The sequence below is a fragment of the Massilia sp. BHUDP2 genome (assembly GCF_046236355.1).
In the GTDB taxonomy this organism is placed as follows: Bacteria; Pseudomonadota; Gammaproteobacteria; order Burkholderiales; family Burkholderiaceae_D; genus Telluria; species Telluria varians.
In genome coordinates this window covers 767,918-786,977 of record NZ_JBJUVW010000002.1, presented here as the reverse complement: position 1 = coordinate 786,977, position 19,060 = coordinate 767,918, and the positions used below count along the sequence as shown (strand labels likewise).

General features: G+C 65.1%; 14 protein-coding genes. 6 read left to right on the top strand and 8 right to left on the bottom strand.

Translation table 11 applies throughout. The annotated features are described in order from the left end of the window. Positions 1–3: 3 nt before the first annotated feature. Both ACK6C6_RS14120 and ACK6C6_RS14115 read left to right on the top strand, forming a co-directional pair. Positions 4–1,482 carry an ATPase domain-containing protein gene (locus tag ACK6C6_RS14120; RefSeq protein ID WP_409267812.1) on the top strand — a complete coding sequence of 493 codons (1,479 nt, stop codon included), beginning with the start codon at positions 4–6 and terminating at the stop codon, positions 1,480–1,482. Beyond that, positions 1,475–3,139, top strand: a complete 1,665-nt coding sequence (locus tag ACK6C6_RS14115; protein ID WP_409267811.1) for an ATP-binding protein — start codon at positions 1,475–1,477, stop codon at positions 3,137–3,139. The genes ACK6C6_RS14120 and ACK6C6_RS14115 overlap by 8 nt, the downstream gene beginning before the upstream one ends. On the opposite strand, the gene ACK6C6_RS14110 is transcribed toward ACK6C6_RS14115, so the two are convergent. The 4 genes from ACK6C6_RS14110 to trxB form a co-directional block, all read right to left on the bottom strand. Then, positions 3,136–3,741, bottom strand: a complete 606-nt coding sequence (locus tag ACK6C6_RS14110; RefSeq protein ID WP_027866030.1) for a trimeric intracellular cation channel family protein — start codon at positions 3,739–3,741, stop codon at positions 3,136–3,138. The two genes, ACK6C6_RS14115 and ACK6C6_RS14110, sit on opposite strands and share 4 nt — an antisense overlap. A 151-nt stretch (positions 3,742–3,892) precedes the next feature. Next, positions 3,893–6,049 carry an ATP-binding protein gene (locus tag ACK6C6_RS14105; protein WP_409268286.1) on the bottom strand — a complete coding sequence of 719 codons (2,157 nt, stop codon included), beginning with the start codon at positions 6,047–6,049 and terminating at the stop codon, positions 3,893–3,895. Positions 6,050–6,188: 139 nt separating this feature from the next. Then, the gene (locus ACK6C6_RS14100) at positions 6,189–6,857 is read right to left on the bottom strand and encodes a Smr/MutS family protein (protein WP_209588533.1); all 669 of its coding nucleotides are present in this window, start codon (positions 6,855–6,857) and stop codon (positions 6,189–6,191) included. Positions 6,858–6,872: 15 nt separating this feature from the next. Beyond that, complete coding sequence (gene trxB / locus ACK6C6_RS14095) at positions 6,873–7,838, bottom strand: thioredoxin-disulfide reductase (protein ID WP_209588532.1); 966 nt, start codon at positions 7,836–7,838, stop codon at positions 6,873–6,875. A gap of 206 nt (positions 7,839–8,044) precedes the next feature. Between trxB and ACK6C6_RS14090 the strand changes: the two genes are divergently transcribed. The 3 genes from ACK6C6_RS14090 to ACK6C6_RS14080 all read left to right on the top strand — a co-directional run bounded on the left by ACK6C6_RS14090 (position 8,045) and on the right by ACK6C6_RS14080 (position 12,275). Then, complete coding sequence (locus ACK6C6_RS14090) at positions 8,045–10,537, top strand: DNA translocase FtsK (RefSeq protein ID WP_409267810.1); 2,493 nt, start codon at positions 8,045–8,047, stop codon at positions 10,535–10,537. Between the two features lie 87 nt (positions 10,538–10,624). Continuing rightward, positions 10,625–11,260 carry an outer membrane lipoprotein chaperone LolA gene (lolA, locus tag ACK6C6_RS14085; RefSeq protein ID WP_409267809.1) on the top strand — a complete coding sequence of 212 codons (636 nt, stop codon included), beginning with the start codon at positions 10,625–10,627 and terminating at the stop codon, positions 11,258–11,260. A gap of 79 nt (positions 11,261–11,339) precedes the next feature. After that, on the top strand, positions 11,340–12,275 hold the full coding sequence (locus ACK6C6_RS14080; protein ID WP_409267808.1) for an NADP-dependent oxidoreductase: 936 nt from the start codon (positions 11,340–11,342) through the stop codon (positions 12,273–12,275). Position 12,276: 1 nt separating this feature from the next. Here ACK6C6_RS14080 and ACK6C6_RS14075 read toward each other — a convergent pair whose 3' ends face one another. After that, the gene (locus ACK6C6_RS14075) at positions 12,277–12,825 is read right to left on the bottom strand and encodes a hypothetical protein (protein WP_409267807.1); all 549 of its coding nucleotides are present in this window, start codon (positions 12,823–12,825) and stop codon (positions 12,277–12,279) included. A gap of 145 nt (positions 12,826–12,970) precedes the next feature. On the opposite strand from ACK6C6_RS14075, the gene ACK6C6_RS14070 reads away from it, so the two are divergent. After that, positions 12,971–14,275 (top strand): replication-associated recombination protein A, encoded by a 1,305-nt coding sequence (locus tag ACK6C6_RS14070; protein WP_209588527.1) that lies wholly within the window; start codon positions 12,971–12,973, stop codon positions 14,273–14,275. Positions 14,276–14,358: 83 nt separating this feature from the next. Here the strand turns inward: ACK6C6_RS14070 and ACK6C6_RS14065 are convergent, their stop codons facing one another. The 3 genes from ACK6C6_RS14065 to ACK6C6_RS14055 all read right to left on the bottom strand — a co-directional run bounded on the left by ACK6C6_RS14065 (position 14,359) and on the right by ACK6C6_RS14055 (position 18,838). Then, the gene (locus ACK6C6_RS14065) at positions 14,359–15,726 is read right to left on the bottom strand and encodes a choice-of-anchor Q domain-containing protein (protein WP_409267806.1); all 1,368 of its coding nucleotides are present in this window, start codon (positions 15,724–15,726) and stop codon (positions 14,359–14,361) included. A gap of 321 nt (positions 15,727–16,047) precedes the next feature. After that, positions 16,048–17,415 carry a choice-of-anchor Q domain-containing protein gene (locus ACK6C6_RS14060; protein ID WP_409267805.1) on the bottom strand — a complete coding sequence of 456 codons (1,368 nt, stop codon included), beginning with the start codon at positions 17,413–17,415 and terminating at the stop codon, positions 16,048–16,050. A gap of 313 nt (positions 17,416–17,728) precedes the next feature. After that, positions 17,729–18,838, bottom strand: a complete 1,110-nt coding sequence (locus ACK6C6_RS14055) for a right-handed parallel beta-helix repeat-containing protein (protein ID WP_209588524.1) — start codon at positions 18,836–18,838, stop codon at positions 17,729–17,731. Positions 18,839–19,060: the final 222 nt, after the last annotated feature.

Sequence of the window (19,060 nt, the reverse complement as noted above, 5' to 3'; positions counted from 1 at the left end):
AACATGAGCGACCTGGAAAAAATTCATACCGGCATCCCCGAGCTCGACATGGTCTTGCGCGGCGGCTTGCCGAAACAGCGTATCCACCTGATCGAGGGCCGTCCCGGCTCCGGCAAGACCACCATCGGCCTGCGCTTCCTGATCGACGGCGCGGAAAAGGGCGAGAAGTGCCTGTATATCTCGCTGTCCGAGACGGTGGAGGAACTGCGCGCCACCGCGGCCAGCCATGGCTGGTCGCTGGACGGCATCGGGCTGCGCGAAGTCGTGCCGGCCGAAGCCCAGCTCGGGCGCCAGCAAAGCGTGCTGTTTCCGTCGGAAGTCGAACTCGGCCAGACCATCTCGGCGATCACCGAGGCGGTGCAGGAAGAGGGGCCAAGGCGGGTGGTGATCGATTCGATGTCGGAACTGCGCATGGTCGCCGATGACCCGATGCGCTACCGGCGCCAGATCGTCGCCCTGAAGCGCTTCCTGCTGCAGCAGAACTGCACCACGCTCTTGATGGACGACCTGACCGACGAGCCGCGCCAGTACGACCTGCAGGGCACGGTGCACGGCGTGATCACGCTGGAACAGCGCGAGCGCGAGTTCGGCGCGGCGCGCCGGCGACTGCGGGTGGTCAAGATGCGCGGCGCCGAGTTCCAGAGCGGCTGGCATGACTTCGCCATCACCGAGCGCGAAGTGTACGTGTTTCCCAGCCTGATCGCGGACGAGCACAAGGGCGAGCGCACCCGCGACACCATCACCAGCGAGATCCCGGCCCTGGACACGATGCTGGGCGGCGGCCTGATGCGCGGCACCTCGGTGATGATCCTCGGGCCGACCGGGGTCGGCAAGTCCTCGCTGGCCCTGCAATACGCCAACGTGGCGGCCGAGCGCCAGGAACACGTCGCCTACTTCGCCTTCGACGAGAGCAGGGAAACCCTGATCGACCGTGCCAACGGCCTGTCGATGCGCGCCGCCGATGCCATCCGCAACGGCACGATTTATTGGGAGCGCATCAATCCCTCGCGCATCTCGCCGGGGGAATTCATCTGGAAGGTGCGGCGCCAGGTCGAGGACCAGGGCGCTGCCGTGGTCGTCATCGACAGCCTGAATTCCTACCTCGAGACCATGCACGAGGAGAAGGCGCTGATGCTGCAGATGCACGAGCTGCTCAGCTACCTGTCGCACCAGGGCGTGCTGTCGATCCTGATCGTGGGCCAGAGCGGCCTGCTGGACAACGTGGGCGACCCACTCGACATCGCCTTCATCAGCGACACCGTGATCCTGATGCGCTACTTCGAGGCCGAGGGCGAGGTCCGCAAGGCGATCTCGATCGTCAAGAAGCGGCCGGGCCGCCATGAGAGCAGCATCCGCGAGTTTTCCCTGACCAGTGCCGGCGTCGCGGTCGGCCCTCAACTGGGCGGCTTCGAAGGCGTGCTGACCGGCGTGCCGCGCGCCGCGCAGGAGGATTCCGACCCGCCGCCGGTGCAACATGACTGACCCGCGCAAGCCCGGCGCCAGCGTGGTCGCCGCGATCTGCGCGCCTTTCGGCTACGACGAACAGGCGCTGGCCGGCCTGCTGGCGGAGTGGGGCGCGCAGGCCCGGCCCTGTGCCGACGGGGCGCAGCTGGCCGCCGCGGTGGAGGACTCCGACGTCTGGCTGCTGCTGCTCACCGACGACGCCCTGGAGACGCACGCGACGCCGCTGGCCGCTGCCCTGCAGGGCCAGCCCGCCTGGTCGGACATGCCGCTGATCGTGCTCAGCGCCCAAGCGGGCAGCGGTGGCTCGCACCTGCAATGGAGCTTCCTGCGCCAGTTCGCGAACCTCACGGTGCTGGGACGGCCGGGTTCCGCCAACGTCCTGCGCACCGCCTTCGATGCCGCCTGCCGGGCACGCGCCTGGCAGTACACGGTGCGCGACCAGATGCAGACCCTGTCGGGCGCGGCCACTCTGCTGGAGCAGCGGGTGCTGGAACGCACCGCCGAACTGGTCGCCGAGACTGAAACCCGCAAGCGCGTCGAAAGCGCCCTGAACGAGGCGCGCAAGCTGGAAGCGATCGGGCGGCTCACCGGCGGCGTGGCCCATGACTTCAACAACCTGCTGCAGGTGATCCAGGGTTCGACGACCCTGCTGCCGCTGGTCGAGCCGGGCAGCGAACGCTGGCAGCGCGCCCTGCATGCGATCCAGCGCGCGGCCTCGCGCGGCGCCAAGCTGACCCACCAGCTGCTGGCCTTCGGCCGGCGCCAGGCATTGAGCGGCGGCGCGCTCGACATCGCGCGCCAGCTCGAGGAGATGCAGGACTTGCTGCAGCAGTCCCTGCGCGAACGGATTGCGCTGACCCTGGAGGTCGAACCCGGCCTGTGGCTGGCCGATGCCGACCTGACCCAGCTCGAGGTGGCGCTGCTCAACCTGGCCGTCAACGCCAAGGACGCGATGCCGGACGGCGGCGCGGTCACCATCCAGGCCCGCAATCTCAGCCTGCCGTCGCCGGGCTTGCCCCAGCTGGAACTGAGCGGCGACTTCGTCTGGCTGAGTGTGCGTGATACCGGCACCGGCATGCCGCCCGAGGTGGTGCGGCAGGCCTTCGATCCCTTCTTCACGACCAAGCCGCTCGGCGCCGGGACCGGCCTGGGCCTGAGCCAGGTGTACGGTTTCGCCAGGCAATCGGGCGGCACGGCCTGGATCGACAGCTCGGCGCAAGGGACGGCGGTATCGATCCTGCTGCCGCGCAGCAGGGCCGCCAGGAGGCAGGAGAAGGAGGACGGCGCCGCCTCGCCGCCCCTGGTGGCGGGCGCCCGCGTGCTATATGTCGAGGACGATGCGGCGGTCGCCGACGCGACCCTGGAGTTGCTCGCCAACCTCGGCTGCGAAGCCACGCTGGCACGCGACGCCCAGGACGCGCTGCGGCATCCACTGGAGCGCTTCGACCTGGTGTTCTCCGACGTCGTCATGCCGGGGGCCATGGACGGCATCGGCCTGGCGCATCACCTCCGCACGCAGCACCCGAAGCTGCCGGTGCTGCTGGCCAGCGGCTATGTGGTCGCGCCCGAGCGCCTGCACGGGCTGGACGTCAGCGTATTAGCCAAGCCGTATACGCAGGAAGAATTGCGCAGGGCACTGGCGCGCCTGCTGGCGCGAGGAGAAAGGAGCGCTTAGCGCCCCATCTGCAGATCGAACTTCCAGGTGATCAAGCGCAGCCCGCTGATGAACAGCGCGCTGGTCCACAGGGCGAAATCCGGCTCCACGCCATAGTGGCGCATCATGAGGTACAGCCAGTTCCCCAGGAAGGCGCAGATCGCGTAGGGCTTCCCGTCGCGGAACACCATCGGCACTTCGTTGCAGACGATGTCGCGCAGCACCCCGCCGAAGATCCCGGTGATCACACCCATCATCGAGGCGATGAAGATCGGCATGTCGGCCGCCAGCGCGGCGGATACCCCGGCTATCGAGAACAGGCCCAGGCCGACCGCGTCGGCGATCACGATCAGGCGTTCCGAGACGATCTGACGCAGCGTGCGGATCAGGGGGGAGGCCACCAGGGCCAGCACGAAGATCAGGATCGCGTATTCCTGGTGGATGACCCAGAACAGCGGCCGGCGGTCGAGCAGGATGTCGCGCAGGGTGCCGCCGCCGAAGGCGGTGATGAAAGCCACCGTGAAGACGCCCACCAGGTCCATGCGCTTGCGCCGCGCTTCGATGAAGCCGGAGAAGGCGCCGACCAGGATCGCCATGATTTCGATGAACTTGATGAGGGTCATGCGGTAATGAAGAGCGGACAGTGTTGCTAGACTACCATGCCGCTCTGCATTTCAGTAGGGTGGTCGGCTACGCCGACCGCGCGTTCAGCTCGGGCATGCACGGTCACAGCACATCCGAGAGTTGAACGCGCGCACGGCGAAGCCGTGCACCCTACAGAAGCGGTAAACGCACCGAGAAGACCACTTCGTTCCCATCGTAGCGGTAGGCGATGTCGCCATGGTGCTCGCGTACGATCTGCTGCGCGATGTACAGTCCCAGCCCCATGCCCGTGCGGTTGCGCGGGTTGTTCAGCGAGGCGCGCTTGAAGGGGTTGAACAAGGTCGCCACCAGTTCCGGCGGGATCGGGGCGCCCGCATTGCTGACGTCGACCACCGCCTCCTTGCCGTCGACCCTGACGCAGACGCGCACCGGCTTGCCCACCTCGCCATGGTGGCGCGCATTGCTCAGCAGGTTGGACAGCACCTGTCCCATCCTTCCGCTGTCGGCATTGACCATCGCCTGCTCGTCGCAGGCCAGCTGGAAGGGGATGGTTGGGTAGGCCAGGCGCGCTTCGTCGATCAGGTCTTCCACCAGGGCCGTCAGGTTGACCGGCTCGAGCGCCACGCCCAGGCCCAGGCCGCCGTCGATGCGGCTCATGTCCAGCACTTGCGTGATCATGCGCTGCATGCGGCTGGTGGAGGACTGGATGCGCTTGCCCAGGGTCGGCTGGCTGTTGCCCTTCTCGAGCACCATGCCGGCCATGTTGATCGAATGGAGCGGGTCGCGAAGGTCGTGGCCGAGCATGGCCAGCAGCTGGGCGCGCGTCGCTTCGGTTTGGGCGCGGCGCGCGGTCATCACGCGCACCAGTTCGGCCAGGGTCAGGCGCGAATTGGACAGGACGGTCGATTCCCACGGATGCGCATGGCCGCGCACCGTCTGGTACCAGGCGTCGAACGAGCCGCGCGGCGTCAGGCGCTCGCCGAGCGGGCCGAAGGCCGTGGTCTTCTCCGGACGCCCACCCCAGGCGACCTGCTCGATCTGCTCGACCCGCAGCACCACGTTCCAGCCGTTCGCGGCCGGATCGAAGGGCAGGGCCAGCAGGCCGACCCATTTGCCGAGCCGCTCGCGGATCGCTTCCGGCCAGTCGTCCAGCTTTTCGCGCACCACCAAATCGTGCGCGCCCTCGGGCAGCGAGGCGACGATGGCCTCGGCCAGTTCGTGCGGCACATCGCCGCGCACCTGCACCTTGTGGTAGTAGCTGGTGAGCTGGGCCTGCGCCAGGGTCGCCTCCAGGATGGCGTCGGCGAAGCGGCCGAAGGTCTCGAGCGGATCGTCTTCCAGCAGCAGGTCTTCGACCAGCTTGGTGCGGGTCGAGGCCGCGCGCTCGATCAACCCGGTTTCCAGACGCGACTCGATGCTGTGGATGGTCGAGGCCATCACCTGGGCCAGCACGTCGCAGGCCATGCGGATCGAATAGGGCACGAGCTTGCGCGACATGTGGTGGCAGGCGATCAGCCCCCACAGCCGGTTGTTGATGACGATCGACACGCTCATCGACGCGCCGACGCCCATGTTCTTCAGGTACTCGATGTGGATCGGCGAGACGCTGCGCAGCACGGCATGGCTCATGTCGAGCGGCAGCGCATCCGGCGCGCCCAGCAGCGGCACCATGGTGTCGTTGACGTCGATGATCGAACGCAGCGTGTTCAGCACATACAGGCGGCGTGCCTGGGCCGGGATGTCCGAGGCCGGGTAGCGCTGGCCGAGGTAGGGCACGATATCCTCGCGCCGGGCTTCGGCCACCACGTCGCCGCTGTCGTCCGGGCGGAAGCGGTAGGCCATCACGCGGTCGAATCCGGTGATCTCGCGGATCTGCTCCACCGCGATGGACAGCAGGCCTTCGATGGTCTTCTGGCGGCGCAGGCGGTCGATCGAGGCATGCGCCTTCACCGCGAACAGGGCCACTTCGTCGGCGCTCGATTCGCGCTGTTCGAATTCGGCCGTCACCCGCCCGAGGGCGGCATGTACGACGCAATCGAAGTCGGCGCCGCCGATACTGACCGGGACCATCGAGGGAGTGACTTCAGGCTCGCCCGGTCCGATGTACTCGACCAGCAGTTCCAGCGCGGCGGGCGGCAGGTCGAGCGAGGCATAGGGGGCGCCGAGTTCGGGCGCGAGGCCGAGCAGGGCAGGGGCGTTGGCGCTCCAGCCTTCCAGCGCGCCGTCGGCAGTGAAGAACAGGAGGGCGCCGTGAGGCTGGATCGAGCCGGGGATGTGGATCGGCTCGTCGGCGCAGTTCAGCAGGTCGACCTGGCGGCCGTGCTCCATGGGAATCACGGAAGTACCCTTCAATTCGCCACCATTCCCTTCTCGTCAAATTCGTCAAATGTCCGTGAGCGCATTTTACAGGTAATACATACAAGGACACATTCTATTGTTGTGTCCATGTTGCATTCCGTGCGGCCGCTCACTCGAGCAAGGCGGGGCGCAGCAGGACGATCAGGGCCCCGTGTCCGCCATCTTTCTTACCTGCAACGCAGAAGGCCACCACCTCGCTTTTTTGCACCAGCCAGCTGTGCACGATCCCGCGCAGGACCGGCTGGCCCTGCGGCGAGCCGTAGCCGATGCCATGGACGATGCGCACGCAACGCACGCCGCGGCGGTTGGCGCGGTGGAGGAAGTCGGTGAGGGCGTCGCGTGCCCCGTCGCGGTTCAGGCCATGCAGGTCGAGCTCGTCCTGCACGGGCCAGTGGCGCTTGCGCAGCTTTTTCACGACGTCCGGCCCGACGCCCGGTTGGGCGTAGCTCAGCGACGGGTCTTCGTCGAGCAGGCCGTCGACGTCGAATTCGTCGGACAGCGACTCGCGCAGCACCGCTTCGATTTCCTCTTCCTCGGTGAGCGGGCTGCGGTCCTTGAAGGCGCGGTCGGAGGCCACGTACACCGGACGGTATACATAGCGGTCCGATTCGGGAATCTTGGTCACGCCTTCCATCGCGCCGCGGAATTCCACGGCGCGTTCCTTCGCGATCCGCTCGCGCTTCTCGCGCTCGGCCTTCTCGATGGCGCGCAGGCGCTCGTCTTCCTTGAGCTTGTCGCGCAAGCCCTTTAACTCGGAAAAATCCTTCATGCCCGCCATCGTACCGCTACTTGCTTATTTAGGATCGTCTTCAAGCGCTTCGAGATAACGCTGCGCGTCGAGCGCGGCCATGCAGCCGGTGCCCGAGCTGGTGATCGCCTGGCGGTACACGTGGTCCTGCACGTCGCCGGCGGCGAACACGCCCGGCACGCTGGTGGCGGTCGCCATGCCCTCGGTACCGGAGCGGGTCTTGATGTAGCCGTTCTGCATGTCCAGCTGGCCTTCGAAGATGCCGGTGTTCGGCTTGTGGCCGATCGCCACGAACAGGCCGTGCACGGCGATGTCCTTGGCTGCGCCGGTCTCGGTGGACTTGATGCGCAGGCCGGTCACGCCGCTGTTGTCGCCCAGTACCTCATCCAGGGTGTGGTTCAGTTCGAGCACGATCTTGCCTTCCTGGACCTTGTGCATCAGGCGATCGACCAGGATCGGTTCGGCGCGGAACTTGTCGCGGCGGTGGATCAAGGTGACCTTGGAGGCGATGCCGGCCAGGTACAGGGCTTCCTCGACCGCGGTATTGCCGCCGCCGATCACCGCGACTTCCTGGTTGCGATAGAAGAAACCGTCGCAGGTGGCGCAGGCCGACACGCCCCTGCCCATGAACGCCTGTTCCGACGGCAGGCCGAGGTACTGGGCCGAGGCGCCGGTGGCGATGATCAGCGCGTCGCAGGTGTATTCGTTGCTGTCGCCGACCAGGCGGATCGGCTTCTCGTTCAGGAAGGTGGTGTGGATGTGGTCGAACACGATCTCGGTGTTGAAGCGCTCCGCATGCTGCAGCAGGCGCTGCATCAGCTCCGGACCCTGCACGCCCAGCGGGTCGCCCGGCCAGTTCTCGACGTCGGTCGTGGTCATCAGCTGGCCGCCCTGTTCGACGCCGGTGACCAGCATCGGGCTCAGGTTGGCGCGCGCGGCGTACACCGCGGCGCTGTAGCCGGCAGGACCGGAACCGAGAATCAGGACTTTGGCGTGTTTGGTAGTAGTCATGGGAGGCTTCAATAAGAGATGAACAAGCGGAAACTGGGGGCGGCCTTTAGAAAGATCAAGGCTCGGTTTGCAACACAAGATTATAGACGATGATGCACACGAGCATGAATCGTAGGCCAGCCCAGCCGTATATGGCTTAGAATGGGCGGATTGTCGATAGCGAACACTTCTGTTTCGCTTTCCATGTCACTTTCGTAGTACAAGCAATGAGCAAGAACAGCCAAGCCAGCACTTCTGGATACACCCGCACTGCGCAATCCACACGCGCCCGCCAGCCCCTGCCTGGCCGGCTGTCGCGCCTCCTGTCGGAAGCGCGCTGGATCGCCATGGCCGTCGCCTTCCTGTATTTCGTGCTTATTTTATTAAGCTATAACAAGGGCGATCCGGGCTGGTCGCACGCCAACTCCGTCCCCAGGATCGCCAACCTGGGCGGCAAGGCCGGGGCCTGGCTGTCCGACCTGCTGCTGTTCATCTTCGGTTTCTCGGCCTGGTGGTGGGGCGTGATCTTCCTGCGCGGCGTCTGGAAGGGCTGGCGGCGCCTGACCGACAAGCTGGCCCCGGTGAGTGACGAACCGCTGCATGCCGGCGAGATGTACGTGCGCTGGACCGGCTTCGCCATCATGCTGGCCGGCAGCCTGGGCCTGGAGTACCTGCGCCTGTGGACCTGGAACGTCGAGCTGCCGCGCGCCGCCGGCGGGGTGCTGGGCCAGCTGATCGGCCATTCGGCCCACGTCGCCTTCGGCTTCACTGGCGCGACCCTGCTGCTCCTGCTGCTGTTCGGCCTGGGCTTCTCGCTGTTCTTCCAGGTGTCCTGGCTGGCCGTGGCCGAGCGCATCGGCGAGTCGGTCGAGAACACGATCGACTGGTTCCGCATGCGCATGGAAGACCACGAAGACCGCAAGCAGGGCGAAGCCGCCGCCGTCAAGCGCGACGAGCTGGTGGTCAACGAGCGCCAGAAGTACACCGAAAAGCATCCGGCCCCGCCGCCGATCGTCAAGGCCGAGCCGGCGCTGGAGCCGCGCGCCGAGCCCGCTCAGGTGCCCCAGATCCTGCCGCCGTCGACGCCGTCCTCGCTCGCCATGCCGCCGGCGGCCCCGTCGCCGGTGGCCAGCGCGGCCTCGACCATCAAGATCGAGCCGCAGATGACCAGCGTGCCGAAGTCCGAGCGCGCCCAGAAGGAAATGCAGACGCCGCTGTTCCACGAGCTGGCGGGCGACGGCGGCCTGCCGCCGCTGGCGCTGCTGGACGAAGCCCCGCCGGCGCAAGAGACGGTGGCGGTCGAGACCCTGGAATTCACCAGCCGCCTGATCGAGAAGAAGCTGTCCGACTTCGGCGTCGAAGCGAAGGTCGTGGCCGCCTATCCGGGCCCGGTGGTCACCCGCTACGAGATCGAGCCGGCCACCGGCGTGAAGGGCAGCCAGATCGTCAACCTGGCGCGCGACCTGGCGCGTTCGCTCTCGCTGACCTCGATCCGCGTGGTCGAGACCATCCCGGGCAAGAACTACATGGCGCTCGAGCTGCCGAACCCGAAGCGCCAGATCGTGCGCCTGTCGGAGATCGTCGGTTCCAAGGTCTATGGCGACAGCGCATCAAGCCTGACGGTCGCCCTGGGCAAGGACATCGCCGGTAAACCAGTCTGCGCCGACCTGGCCAAGATGCCGCACCTCCTGGTGGCGGGTACCACCGGTTCGGGTAAATCGGTGGGCATCAACGCGACCATCCTGTCCTTGCTCTACAAATCCGACCCGCTTGATGTGCGCCTGATCCTGATCGACCCGAAGATGCTGGAGATGTCGGTGTACGAAGGCATCCCGCACCTGCTGGCGCCGGTCGTGACCGACATGCGCCAGGCCGGCCACGCCCTGAACTGGGCGGTGAACGAGATGGAGCGCCGCTACAAATTGATGTCGAAGCTGGGCGTGCGTAACCTGGCCGGCTACAACGGCAAGATTGTGGAGGCGGCCAAGCGCGAGGAGCACATCCCGAATCCGTTCTCGATCATGCCGGACAATCCCGAGCCGCTCGAGAAGTTGCCGACCATCGTCATCATCATCGACGAACTGGCCGACCTGATGATGGTCGTGGGTAAGAAGGTGGAAGAACTGATCGCCCGTATCGCCCAGAAGGCGCGTGCGGCCGGCATCCACCTGATTCTGGCCACCCAGCGTCCGTCGGTCGACGTGATCACCGGCCTGATCAAGGCGAACATCCCGACCCGCATCGCCTTCCAGGTCTCGTCGAAGATCGACTCGCGCACCATTCTCGACCAGATGGGCGCGGAAACGCTGCTGGGCATGGGCGACATGCTGTACATGCCGCCGGGGACCGGCCTGCCGATCCGCGTGCACGGCGCCTTCGTGTCGGACGACGAAGTGCATCGAGTTGTAAAACATCTCCAGTCGCTCGGTGAACCGAACTATATTGAAGGCATTCTCGAAGGCGGCACGCTGGAAGAGGGCAATGCCGAGGGCATCCCGGCGGGCGAGGGCGGCGGCGAATCCGACGCGCTCTACGACCAGGCTGTGGCGGTGGTGCTCAAGAACCGCAAGGCCTCGATCTCGCTGGTCCAGCGCCACCTGCGCATCGGCTACAACCGCGCGGCCCGCCTGATCGAGCAAATGGAACAGAGCGGCCTGGTGTCGCCGATGCAGTCGAACGGCAACCGCGACATCCTCGTGCCGGCGACGACCGCCGAATAACCGCGCCTATCCGCTGTTGTAGGGTGGGCGGGTCCTCCCGCCCACGCGGTCAACGATGGGCGGCGGACCACAACAAGAGGAATCCATATGAAATTCACGACCACCCGTTTCGCAGCACTCATCGCAACGACCGCGTTCGCCCTGTCGGCCAACGCCGGCGCCGCCGCCCTCGACCAGTTCAAGAGCTTCGTCGCCACCACCAAGTCCGCCAAGGGCGAATTCACCCAGCAGCAGCTGACCAAGTCCAAGAGCGGCAAGGCCGCCCCGATCTCGAGCGGCACGTTTGTGTTCGCCCGTCCCGGCAAGTTCATCTGGACCTACCAGAAGCCCTACGAACAGCTGCTGCAGGCCGACGGCGAAACGCTCTACATCTACGACAAGGACCTGAATCAGGTCAGCACCCGCAAGCTGGGCAACGCCCTGGGTTCGTCGCCGGCCGCCATCCTGTTCGGCAGCAATGACCTGGAAAAGAACTTCACCCTGTCGGAGGCCGGCGAGCGTGACGGCGCCGAATGGCTGACCGCGGTGCCGAAGACCAAGGACACCACCTTCGAGCAGATCGGCATCGGCCTGAAGGGCGGCGTGCCGGTGGCGATGGAGCTGAAGGACCAGTTCGGCCAGGTCTCGCTGCTGAAGTTCACCAACTTCCAGCGCAACCCGGCGCTGGGCGCCCAGCAGTTCAAGTTCGACGTGCCGAAGGGCGCCGACGTCGTCAACCAGTAAATCGCGCTGCCGGGCGCTCCGCCCCGCCGCCTTCCGTACAATCGGTCTTCACGACCAACGGCAGGCCAAAGGAGCGCCCATGAAGGCAGTACGCATCCATCAGTACGGAGGACGCGAGGTCCTCTCCCTCGACGAGATTCCCGTCCCCGACATCGCTCCGGATGAGGTGCTGGTGCGGGTCGTCGCCGCATCCATCAACCCGGTCGACTGGAAGGTCCGCGCCGGCTACCTGGCCCAGATGATGCCGCACCAGATGCCGCTGACCCTCGGCTGGGACGTCTCCGGCGTGGTGGCGGCGGTGGGCAGCCAGGTCACGCAGTGGCAGGTCGGTGATGCGGTCTACTCGCGGCCCGACCTGGCGCGCAACGGCACCTACGCCGAGTTCGTCGCGATCCGCGCCGGCGAATGCGCGCGCAAGCCGCGTACCATCTCGCACGTCGAAGCAGCTTCATTGCCGTTGGCCGGGATCACCGCCTGGGAGGCGATGATGGACACCGCCCGGGTCCGTGCCGGGCAGCGCGTGCTGGTCCACGCCGGCTCGGGCGGCGTCGGTTCGCTGGCGATCCAGCTGGTGAAGGCGGCCGGGGCCACCGTCGTCGCCACCGCATCCGGCCGCAACCGCGCGCTGGTGGAGTCGCTCGGCGTCGACCAGTTCGTCGACTACACGACAACGACGCTGCTGGATGCGGTCGAGCCGGTGGACGCCGTGTTCGACACCATCGGCGGCGAGGTGCAGGAAGCCTCGTGGTCGCTCTTGAAGCCGGGCGGCATCCAGGTATCGATCATCAGTCCGCCGGACGAGGCCAGGGCGGCCGCGATGGGCGTGCGCGGCGGCTTCGTCTTCATCGGTCCGAATGCGCCGGTGCTCGACAAGCTGGCCGGGATGGTCGACGGCGGCCGCCTGCGGCCGATCGTCGGCGCCGAGTTCGCGCTGGAAGACATCGCGCAAGCCCATGCGCTGAGCGAAAGCGGCAGGGCGGTCGGCAAGATCGTGCTCTACGTCGGCAAGCCTTGATTCAGTAGATCGTGGTGCGCAGGTCGATGTGCTTGCTCGGTGCGAGCGCCAGGAAACTGGAATCCGTCGGCGCGGCCTGCAGGGTCACCCAGACCGTGTGTTCCTCATAAAAATAGGAACGGTTCGAACCGGAGACCGAGGCGCGAAAGCGCGCGTTCCAGTCGATCCGGACCGCGTCGCCCAGCCCGCCCTCGAACAGGGGCGAAGCCAGCCAGCCCGGCCACCTGGTGGTCAGCATGCTGTCCCACGGCCGGAACAGGGACACGGCAAATCCCTCGCCCACGCGCCAGGCCTTCAAATTGTCCGGGCGGGCAGGACGGTCGTGGGCCCAGGCCGGATCGTCCATGCGGCGCACCAGGTGGCGCGCTTCGAAACCATGCTCTTCCAGCACCGCCACCTCATGGCGGATCGTGGCCTCGCCGCTCAGGATGGGCAGGCGGTGCACGCGCGGCACGGCCAGCCGCGTCCCGGCATCGGCGGCGGCGCGCGAGGCCTTGGTCCACCTGGACCAGACGTCCTGGATCATGAGGACGGGCGCGGGATGTGTCATGGGGCGGCTCCGGCGTGGAAACGGGGAATTATAGGGCTGGGCCGGCTCGTGCAGACTGCCTGTGCCGCGTGCATCGGCTACACTAGACACATGCACAACACTCTGCAACATTTCGCATGTCCCTCGAGCGTCCCGGGAGCGCATCATGGATGACCTCTTCAAGACCGAACCCTCGCCGCCGCTGGCCGAAGCCCTGCGGCCGCGCACCATCGACGAAGTCATCGGCCAGAGCCACCTGCTCGGCCCGGGCAAGCCGCTGAACCTGGTGTTCAAGTCAGGCAAGCCGCACTCGATGATCCTGTGGGGCCCGCCCGGCGTGGGCAAGACCACGCTGGCGCGCCTGACCGCCTACGCCTTCGACTGCGAGTTCATCGCGCTGTCGGCGGTGCTCTCGGGCGTGAAGGATATCCGCGCCGCGGTCGAACAGGCCGAGCACTACCTGCAGCAGGGCAAGCACACCATCCTGTTCATCGACGAGATCCACCGCTTCAACAAGTCGCAGCAGGACGCCTTGCTGCCCTTCGTGGAGTCGGGCCTGGTGACCCTGATCGGCGCCACCACCGAGAACCCATCGTTCGAGGTCAACTCGGCGCTACTGTCGCGCTCGCAGGTCTACGTGCTCAAGGCCCTGAGTGACGAGGAGATGCGCCAGCTTCTCAAGCGCGCCCAGGAGCGCGTGCTGCAGCACCTGAGCTTCGACGAGGTCGCGGTCGACACCCTGGTCGGCTATGCCGACGGCGATGCGCGCCGCTTCCTCAACCTGCTGGAGCAGACCAAGACCTCGGCCGAGACGGCCGGTGTCACCCGCATCACCGCGGAGTTCGTCGAGAACGCGCTGACGCTGAATGCGCGCCGCTTCGACAAGGGCGGCGACAACTTCTACGACCAGATCTCGGCCCTGCACAAGTCGGTGCGCGGCTCGCACCCGGACGCGGCCCTGTACTGGCTGTGCCGCATGCTGGACGGCGGCGCCGACGCCAAGTACCTGTCGCGCCGCATCGTGCGCATGGCCTGGGAAGACATCGGCCTGGCCGACCCGCGCGCGCTGCAGATCGCCAACGACGCCGCCACGACCTATGAGCGCCTCGGTTCGCCCGAAGGCGAGCTGGCCCTCGGCCAGGCCGTGATCTACCTGGCGATCGCCGCCAAGAGCAATGCCGGCTACAACGCCTTCAACGAAGCGATGGCCTTCGTCAAGAAGGACAAGTCGCGCGAGGTCCCGGTCCACCTGCGCAACGCGCCGACGAAGTTGATGAAGGAACTCGGTTACGGCCACGCCTACCGCTATGCCCACGACGAGCCGCATGCCTATGCGGCGGGCGAGACCTACCTGCCGGAGGGAATACGCGAACCGGGCTGGTACCGTCCGGTGCCGCGCGGGGTGGAATCGAAGATCGCCGAGAAGCTCGCCTTCCTGCGCAGTCTCGACGACGAGGCAGGCGGGACCTGAACGATAAAGCCCCACGATGGACTGGCCATCGTGGGGCTGTGCAGGATATGGCGGAGCTGTTCGGCTCCGCCAGGCCTTCGAGATCAGTAGTTCTCGTAGGCGCCGATATCCCATGCGCCGCCTTTCGGACGCAGCGCGTTGACGATGTCGACCGTCGGGGCGGACGCCTTGGTGCCCTTGTTCACGGCCGGCGAGCTGCTCTGCAGGCGATAGTCGCCGGTCCCGGTCGGGTTGTAGCTGACGAACTTCGGATCGGCGTTGATGGTGCCGGTCGCGCTGCCGACGCGCAGCGAGATCGCCGAGCCGTTGCCGTAGACCAGGTTGTTCGCGGTGACGTTGCCCGAACCGATGCAGCTCTGGCCCGAGTAGCAGTACTGCGAAATGCCCTGGCGCGGGTTCTTGTACACGATGTTGTTGATGACCTTCGTGTTCTTCAGCTGGATGTTGCCCGGCTTGTCGCCCACGCCGGTGACGATGCCGCCGCCCATGCCGCTCGAACCGTTGGCGAACACGGTGTTGTTGGCGATGGTCGAGTCGGTCGCGGCGTGCCACAGGTGGATGCCGTAGGCCGAGGCGCGGTAGACGATGTTGTTCATGATCTTGCTGCCCTTGTTGGACGAGTAGATCCCCTGAACGCCGTTGCAGCCGCCCGGCTTGCCGATGTCGTGCACCACGTTGCCGATGATGTCGCCGGCCGAGCTGGTGTAGCTGGCGTTGACGATGCCGGCGCCGCCGGAGCCCGTGCAACCGCCCGACACGGTGATGTGGTGGACGCGGTTGTTGGTCACCAGGGTGTTCGAGCCCATGTTCTGGATGCCCAGGCGGCCCGGACCGCTGATGTCGAAACCGTTGATCTCGACGTAGCTGCCGTTGTTCAGCCACATGACTTCGGTGCCGCTGCCGACGATCTTGGCGCCCCACTTGGTATCGGACACGAAGCGGATGCGGGCGGTCGAGGTGCCGCTGAGCTTGGTGGTGACGTTGCCGTTATAGGTGCCCGGCGCCACGTGCACGGTGGTGCTCGCCTTGGCGACCGAGGCCGCCTTGTTGATGGTCTTGAACGGACGTGCCTTGGTACCCGGGTTCGAGTCCGAACCGGTGGTGGCCACGTACAGGTGGTAGGACGAGGTATCGGCCGTCGATGCGGTGCGGTTCTGGTATTCCTGGCTGCTCATCAGGGCGACGCGCACGGTATCCAGCGGCAGGCCGTTGTTGACGAGACCAACCCAATAGGCGAGGCCGGCGGTGTCCGGCTCGCGGCCGAGCAGGGTGCGATAGAGTTCGGTGACCTGGTCGACCGAGCTCGTCGCCGCGGCAACAGTCGCTTCGGATGCCGTGGCGTTGTCAGCGGCGTAGGCGTTGCCGCCGATAGCGGTCAGCAGGACGGCGGCGCTGCAGCAGAGGAGGGCATTAACGCGGGCATTCGAAGCAAAGTTGACTACGTTTTTCATCAGGGTATTTCCTTCTCAAAAAAGTGAAAGCGAAACTTTGAGAGCAGGAAACTGCATTAGTTCAATGTTTTTGCAGAAAATTTTTCCTGTGGTAATAATTCCATAAAAGATATTTCCCGAGTGAATTATAAAAGTTAAAGAACATTTAATTGATTTGAAAAAAAATTATTTGAGAATAATTGTTCTATAAAGGCTGTTTCATATTTGAAACCCCAAGTCGAATCGCAATGCTGAAGGCAAATAAAAAAGCCCCACGATTGGCTGACCATCGTGGGGCTGTGCAGGATGCGGCGGGGCCGGAACGGCTCCGCTTGGCCTAGATTAGTAGTTCTCGTAGGCGCCGATATCCCATGCGCCGCCTTTCGGACGCAGCGCATTGACGATATCGTCCGTCGGGGCGTAGTTCTTGGTGCCCTTGTTCACGGCCGGCGAGCTGCTCTGCAGGCGATAGTCGCCGGTGCCGGTCGGGTTGTAGCTGACGAACTTCGGATCGGCGCTGATGGTGCCGGTCGCGCTGCCGACGCGCAGCGAGATCGCCGAGCCGTTGCCGTAGACCAGGTTGTTCGCGGTGACGTTGCCCGAACCGATGCAGCTCTGGCCCGAGTAGCAGTACTGCGAAATGCCCTGGCGCGGGTTCTTGTACACGATGTTGTTGACGACCATCGTGTTCTTCAGCTGGATGTTGCCCGGCTTGTCGCCCACGCCGGTGACGATGCCGCCGCCCATGCCGCTCGAACCGTTGGCGAACACGGTGTTGTTGGCGATGGTCGAGTCGGTCGCGGCGTGCCACAGGTGGATGCCGTAGGCCGAGGCGCGGTAGACGATGTTGTTCATGATCTTGCTGCCCTTGTTGGACGAGTAGATCCCCTGAACGCCGTTGCAGCCGCCCGGCTTGCCGATGTCGTGCACCACGTTGCCGATGATGTCGCCGGCCGAGCTGGTGTAGCTGGCGTTGACGATGCCGGCGCCGCCGGAGCCCGTGCAACCGCCCGACACGGTGATGTGGTGGACGCGGTTGTTGGTCACCAGGGTGTTCGAGCCCATGTTCTGGATGCCCAGGCGGCCCGGACCGCTGATGTCGAAACCGTTGATCTCGACGTAGCTGCCGTTGTTCAGCCACATGACTTCGCTGCCGCTGCCGACGATCTTGGCGCCCCACTTGGTATCCGACACGAAGCGGATCAGGCCGGTCGAGGTGCCGCTGAGCTTGGTTGAGACGTTGCCGTTATAGGTGCCCGGCGCCACGTGCACGGTGGTGCTCGCCTTGGCGACCGAGGCGGCCTTGTTGATGGTCTTGAACGGACGCGCCTGGGTGCCCGGGTTCGAGTCCGAACCGGTGGTGGCCACATACAGATGGTAGGACGAGGCGGTGGCCGCGGACACCGTGCGGTTGGTGTATTCCTCGGTGCTCATCAGGGCCACGCGCACGCTGTCCAGCGGCAGGCCATTGTTGACGAGGCCCACCCAGTAGGCGAGGCCGGCGGTGTCCGGCTCGCGACCGAGCAGGGTACGATAGAGTTCGGTGACCTGGTCGACCGAGCTCGTCGCCGCGGCAACAGTCGCTTCGGATGCCGTGACCTTGTCAGCGGCGTAGGCGTTGCCGCCAATGGCGGTCAGCAGGACAGCGGCGCTGCAGCAGAGGATTGCGTTGACACGGGCATTCGAAGCAAAGTTGACTATGTTTTTCATTAGGGAGTTTCCTTCTCAAAAAAGTGAAAGCGAACCTTTGAGAGTAGGAAACTGCAGGAGTTCAATTTTTTTGGAGAAAAATTTTCTGGCGATAACAATTCCGTAAATACTCTTTCAGATCGGAAAGCAAAATCGATGCGAAAGATTAATTTATTTGGAAAAAGATATTCAAAAATGCTCGTTCGCTAAATGTCGCGTGCGGCGCCACATTCAGCATGCAGGAAAGCTGCCGCAAATCAGCATTTGGGAAGCTTCTGTTGGCGCCAGGAGGCGCACGACAAGCCAGGCTATATGGATGAGGACGGCGAAGCGCTCAGTGTTGATACGCACCGATGTCGACTGCGGGAGCACGCGGACGCTCCGCTCCTTCGATATCGCTAGGGGGCGCAAGCGCAGCCAGGCCGCGCTTGCGGGCCGGCGAATCCTTGCGTAGGCGATAGTCGCCTTTGCCGTCGGGGCGGAAATCGACAAATAAAGGATCTTGGGTAATTGTCCCAATATCTTTTCCGACTAACATTTCAATCTTCGCAGCATTTCCAAAAACCACATTGTGCGCAACAAGATTGTCGGCGCCGATGCAGGACTCGCCGCGGTAACAGTATTGCCTGATCGATGCGCGAGGATGATAGGCGACAATATTGTTGATCACCTTGGTTTCCGTCATCACCACATTTCCCGGCGCATCGCCGGTCCCCATCACGATGCCGCCGCCGGTCGTGGCCGAGCCGTTTGCAAACACCGTGTTATTGGCGACGATGACCTTGTTGGCGGCGTGCCAGAGGTGGATTCCCCACGCCGAGGCGCGGTAAACGATGTTGTTGTAAATTTTGCCGCGCAGGTTGGAGTAATAGATTCCCTGCACGCCCGAACAGGTGCCCGGCTCGCCGATGTCGTGCACGAGGTTGCCGCTGATTTCGCCGTCCGAGGCCTGGTAGTTGCTGAACACGATGCCGCCGCCGCCATTGCTGCTGCAGCCGCCCGTCACCGCAAGCTCATGCACGTGGTTGTTGAGCACGCGCACCCAGGAGCCGTAGTTCAGGATCCCGTTGCGTCCGCTGCCGGTCACGTCGAAGCCCTTGATCTCGACGTGTTCGCCGTGGTTTTCCCAGACCGCCTCGACACCGCCCCCGATGATCCTGGCGCCCCATTTGACCGTCGAGACATAGCGTATCGGCGCCGTGGGCGTGCCGCTCTTCATCGACTTGATGTTCTCGCGATAGGTGCCGGGCGCGACGTGGACGGTACTGCCCGGGACCGCACGCCTGGCGGCGGCCCCGATCGTCTGCAGCGGTGCGCCCTCGGTGCCCGGGTTGTTGTCGCTTCCGCGCGGGGTGACGTACAGGGCACGCGGGTCGACCGGGTGCTCGAGCGAGATGCATGCCTTGAGGCCGAGGCCGGCCACCAGCAGGATGCAGACGATCATCGGATATCGAAAGCTTCGCGGGTTCATTGTCTCTGACGACGGGATGAGCGCGGCGCCGTGGCCGCCGGGATCCCGAGCTTAAACCGGCGCACGATTGCGCACCTTGCGTTTGCCCGACTAGCGCGCCATTCCGTCGTTATTTAATTTCGGCAATTGATTCGTCGCGGCTGCCGGCTTGATCGTGCGCAGCATGTCGCGATGACGGGTCCGGATAATGAACTG

Bases quoted from the DNA above. Each gene is read 5' to 3' on its own strand.
- ACK6C6_RS14115 (WP_409267811.1), top strand. From the start codon at position 1,475: ATGACTGACCCGCGCAAGCCCGGCGCCAGCGTGGTCGCCGCGATCTGC.
- ACK6C6_RS14080 (WP_409267808.1), top strand. From the start codon at position 11,340: ATGAAGGCAGTACGCATCCATCAGTACGGAGGACGCGAGGTCCTCTCC.
- ACK6C6_RS14065 (WP_409267806.1), bottom strand. From the start codon at position 15,726: ATGAAAAACGTAGTCAACTTTGCTTCGAATGCCCGCGTTAATGCCCTC.
- ACK6C6_RS14100 (WP_209588533.1), bottom strand. From the start codon at position 6,857: ATGGCGGGCATGAAGGATTTTTCCGAGTTAAAGGGCTTGCGCGACAAG.
- ACK6C6_RS14055 (WP_209588524.1), bottom strand. From the start codon at position 18,838: ATGATCGTCTGCATCCTGCTGGTGGCCGGCCTCGGCCTCAAGGCATGC.
- ACK6C6_RS14060 (WP_409267805.1), bottom strand. From the start codon at position 17,415: ATGAAAAACATAGTCAACTTTGCTTCGAATGCCCGTGTCAACGCAATC.
- ACK6C6_RS14070 (WP_209588527.1), top strand. From the start codon at position 12,971: ATGGATGACCTCTTCAAGACCGAACCCTCGCCGCCGCTGGCCGAAGCC.
- ACK6C6_RS14110 (WP_027866030.1), bottom strand. From the start codon at position 3,741: ATGACCCTCATCAAGTTCATCGAAATCATGGCGATCCTGGTCGGCGCC.
- ACK6C6_RS14105 (WP_409268286.1), bottom strand. From the start codon at position 6,049: ATGGAGCACGGCCGCCAGGTCGACCTGCTGAACTGCGCCGACGAGCCG.
- ACK6C6_RS14120 (WP_409267812.1), top strand. From the start codon at position 4: ATGAGCGACCTGGAAAAAATTCATACCGGCATCCCCGAGCTCGACATG.
- ACK6C6_RS14090 (WP_409267810.1), top strand. From the start codon at position 8,045: ATGAGCAAGAACAGCCAAGCCAGCACTTCTGGATACACCCGCACTGCG.
- trxB (WP_209588532.1), bottom strand. From the start codon at position 7,838: ATGACTACTACCAAACACGCCAAAGTCCTGATTCTCGGTTCCGGTCCT.
- lolA (WP_409267809.1), top strand. From the start codon at position 10,625: ATGAAATTCACGACCACCCGTTTCGCAGCACTCATCGCAACGACCGCG.
- ACK6C6_RS14075 (WP_409267807.1), bottom strand. From the start codon at position 12,825: ATGACACATCCCGCGCCCGTCCTCATGATCCAGGACGTCTGGTCCAGG.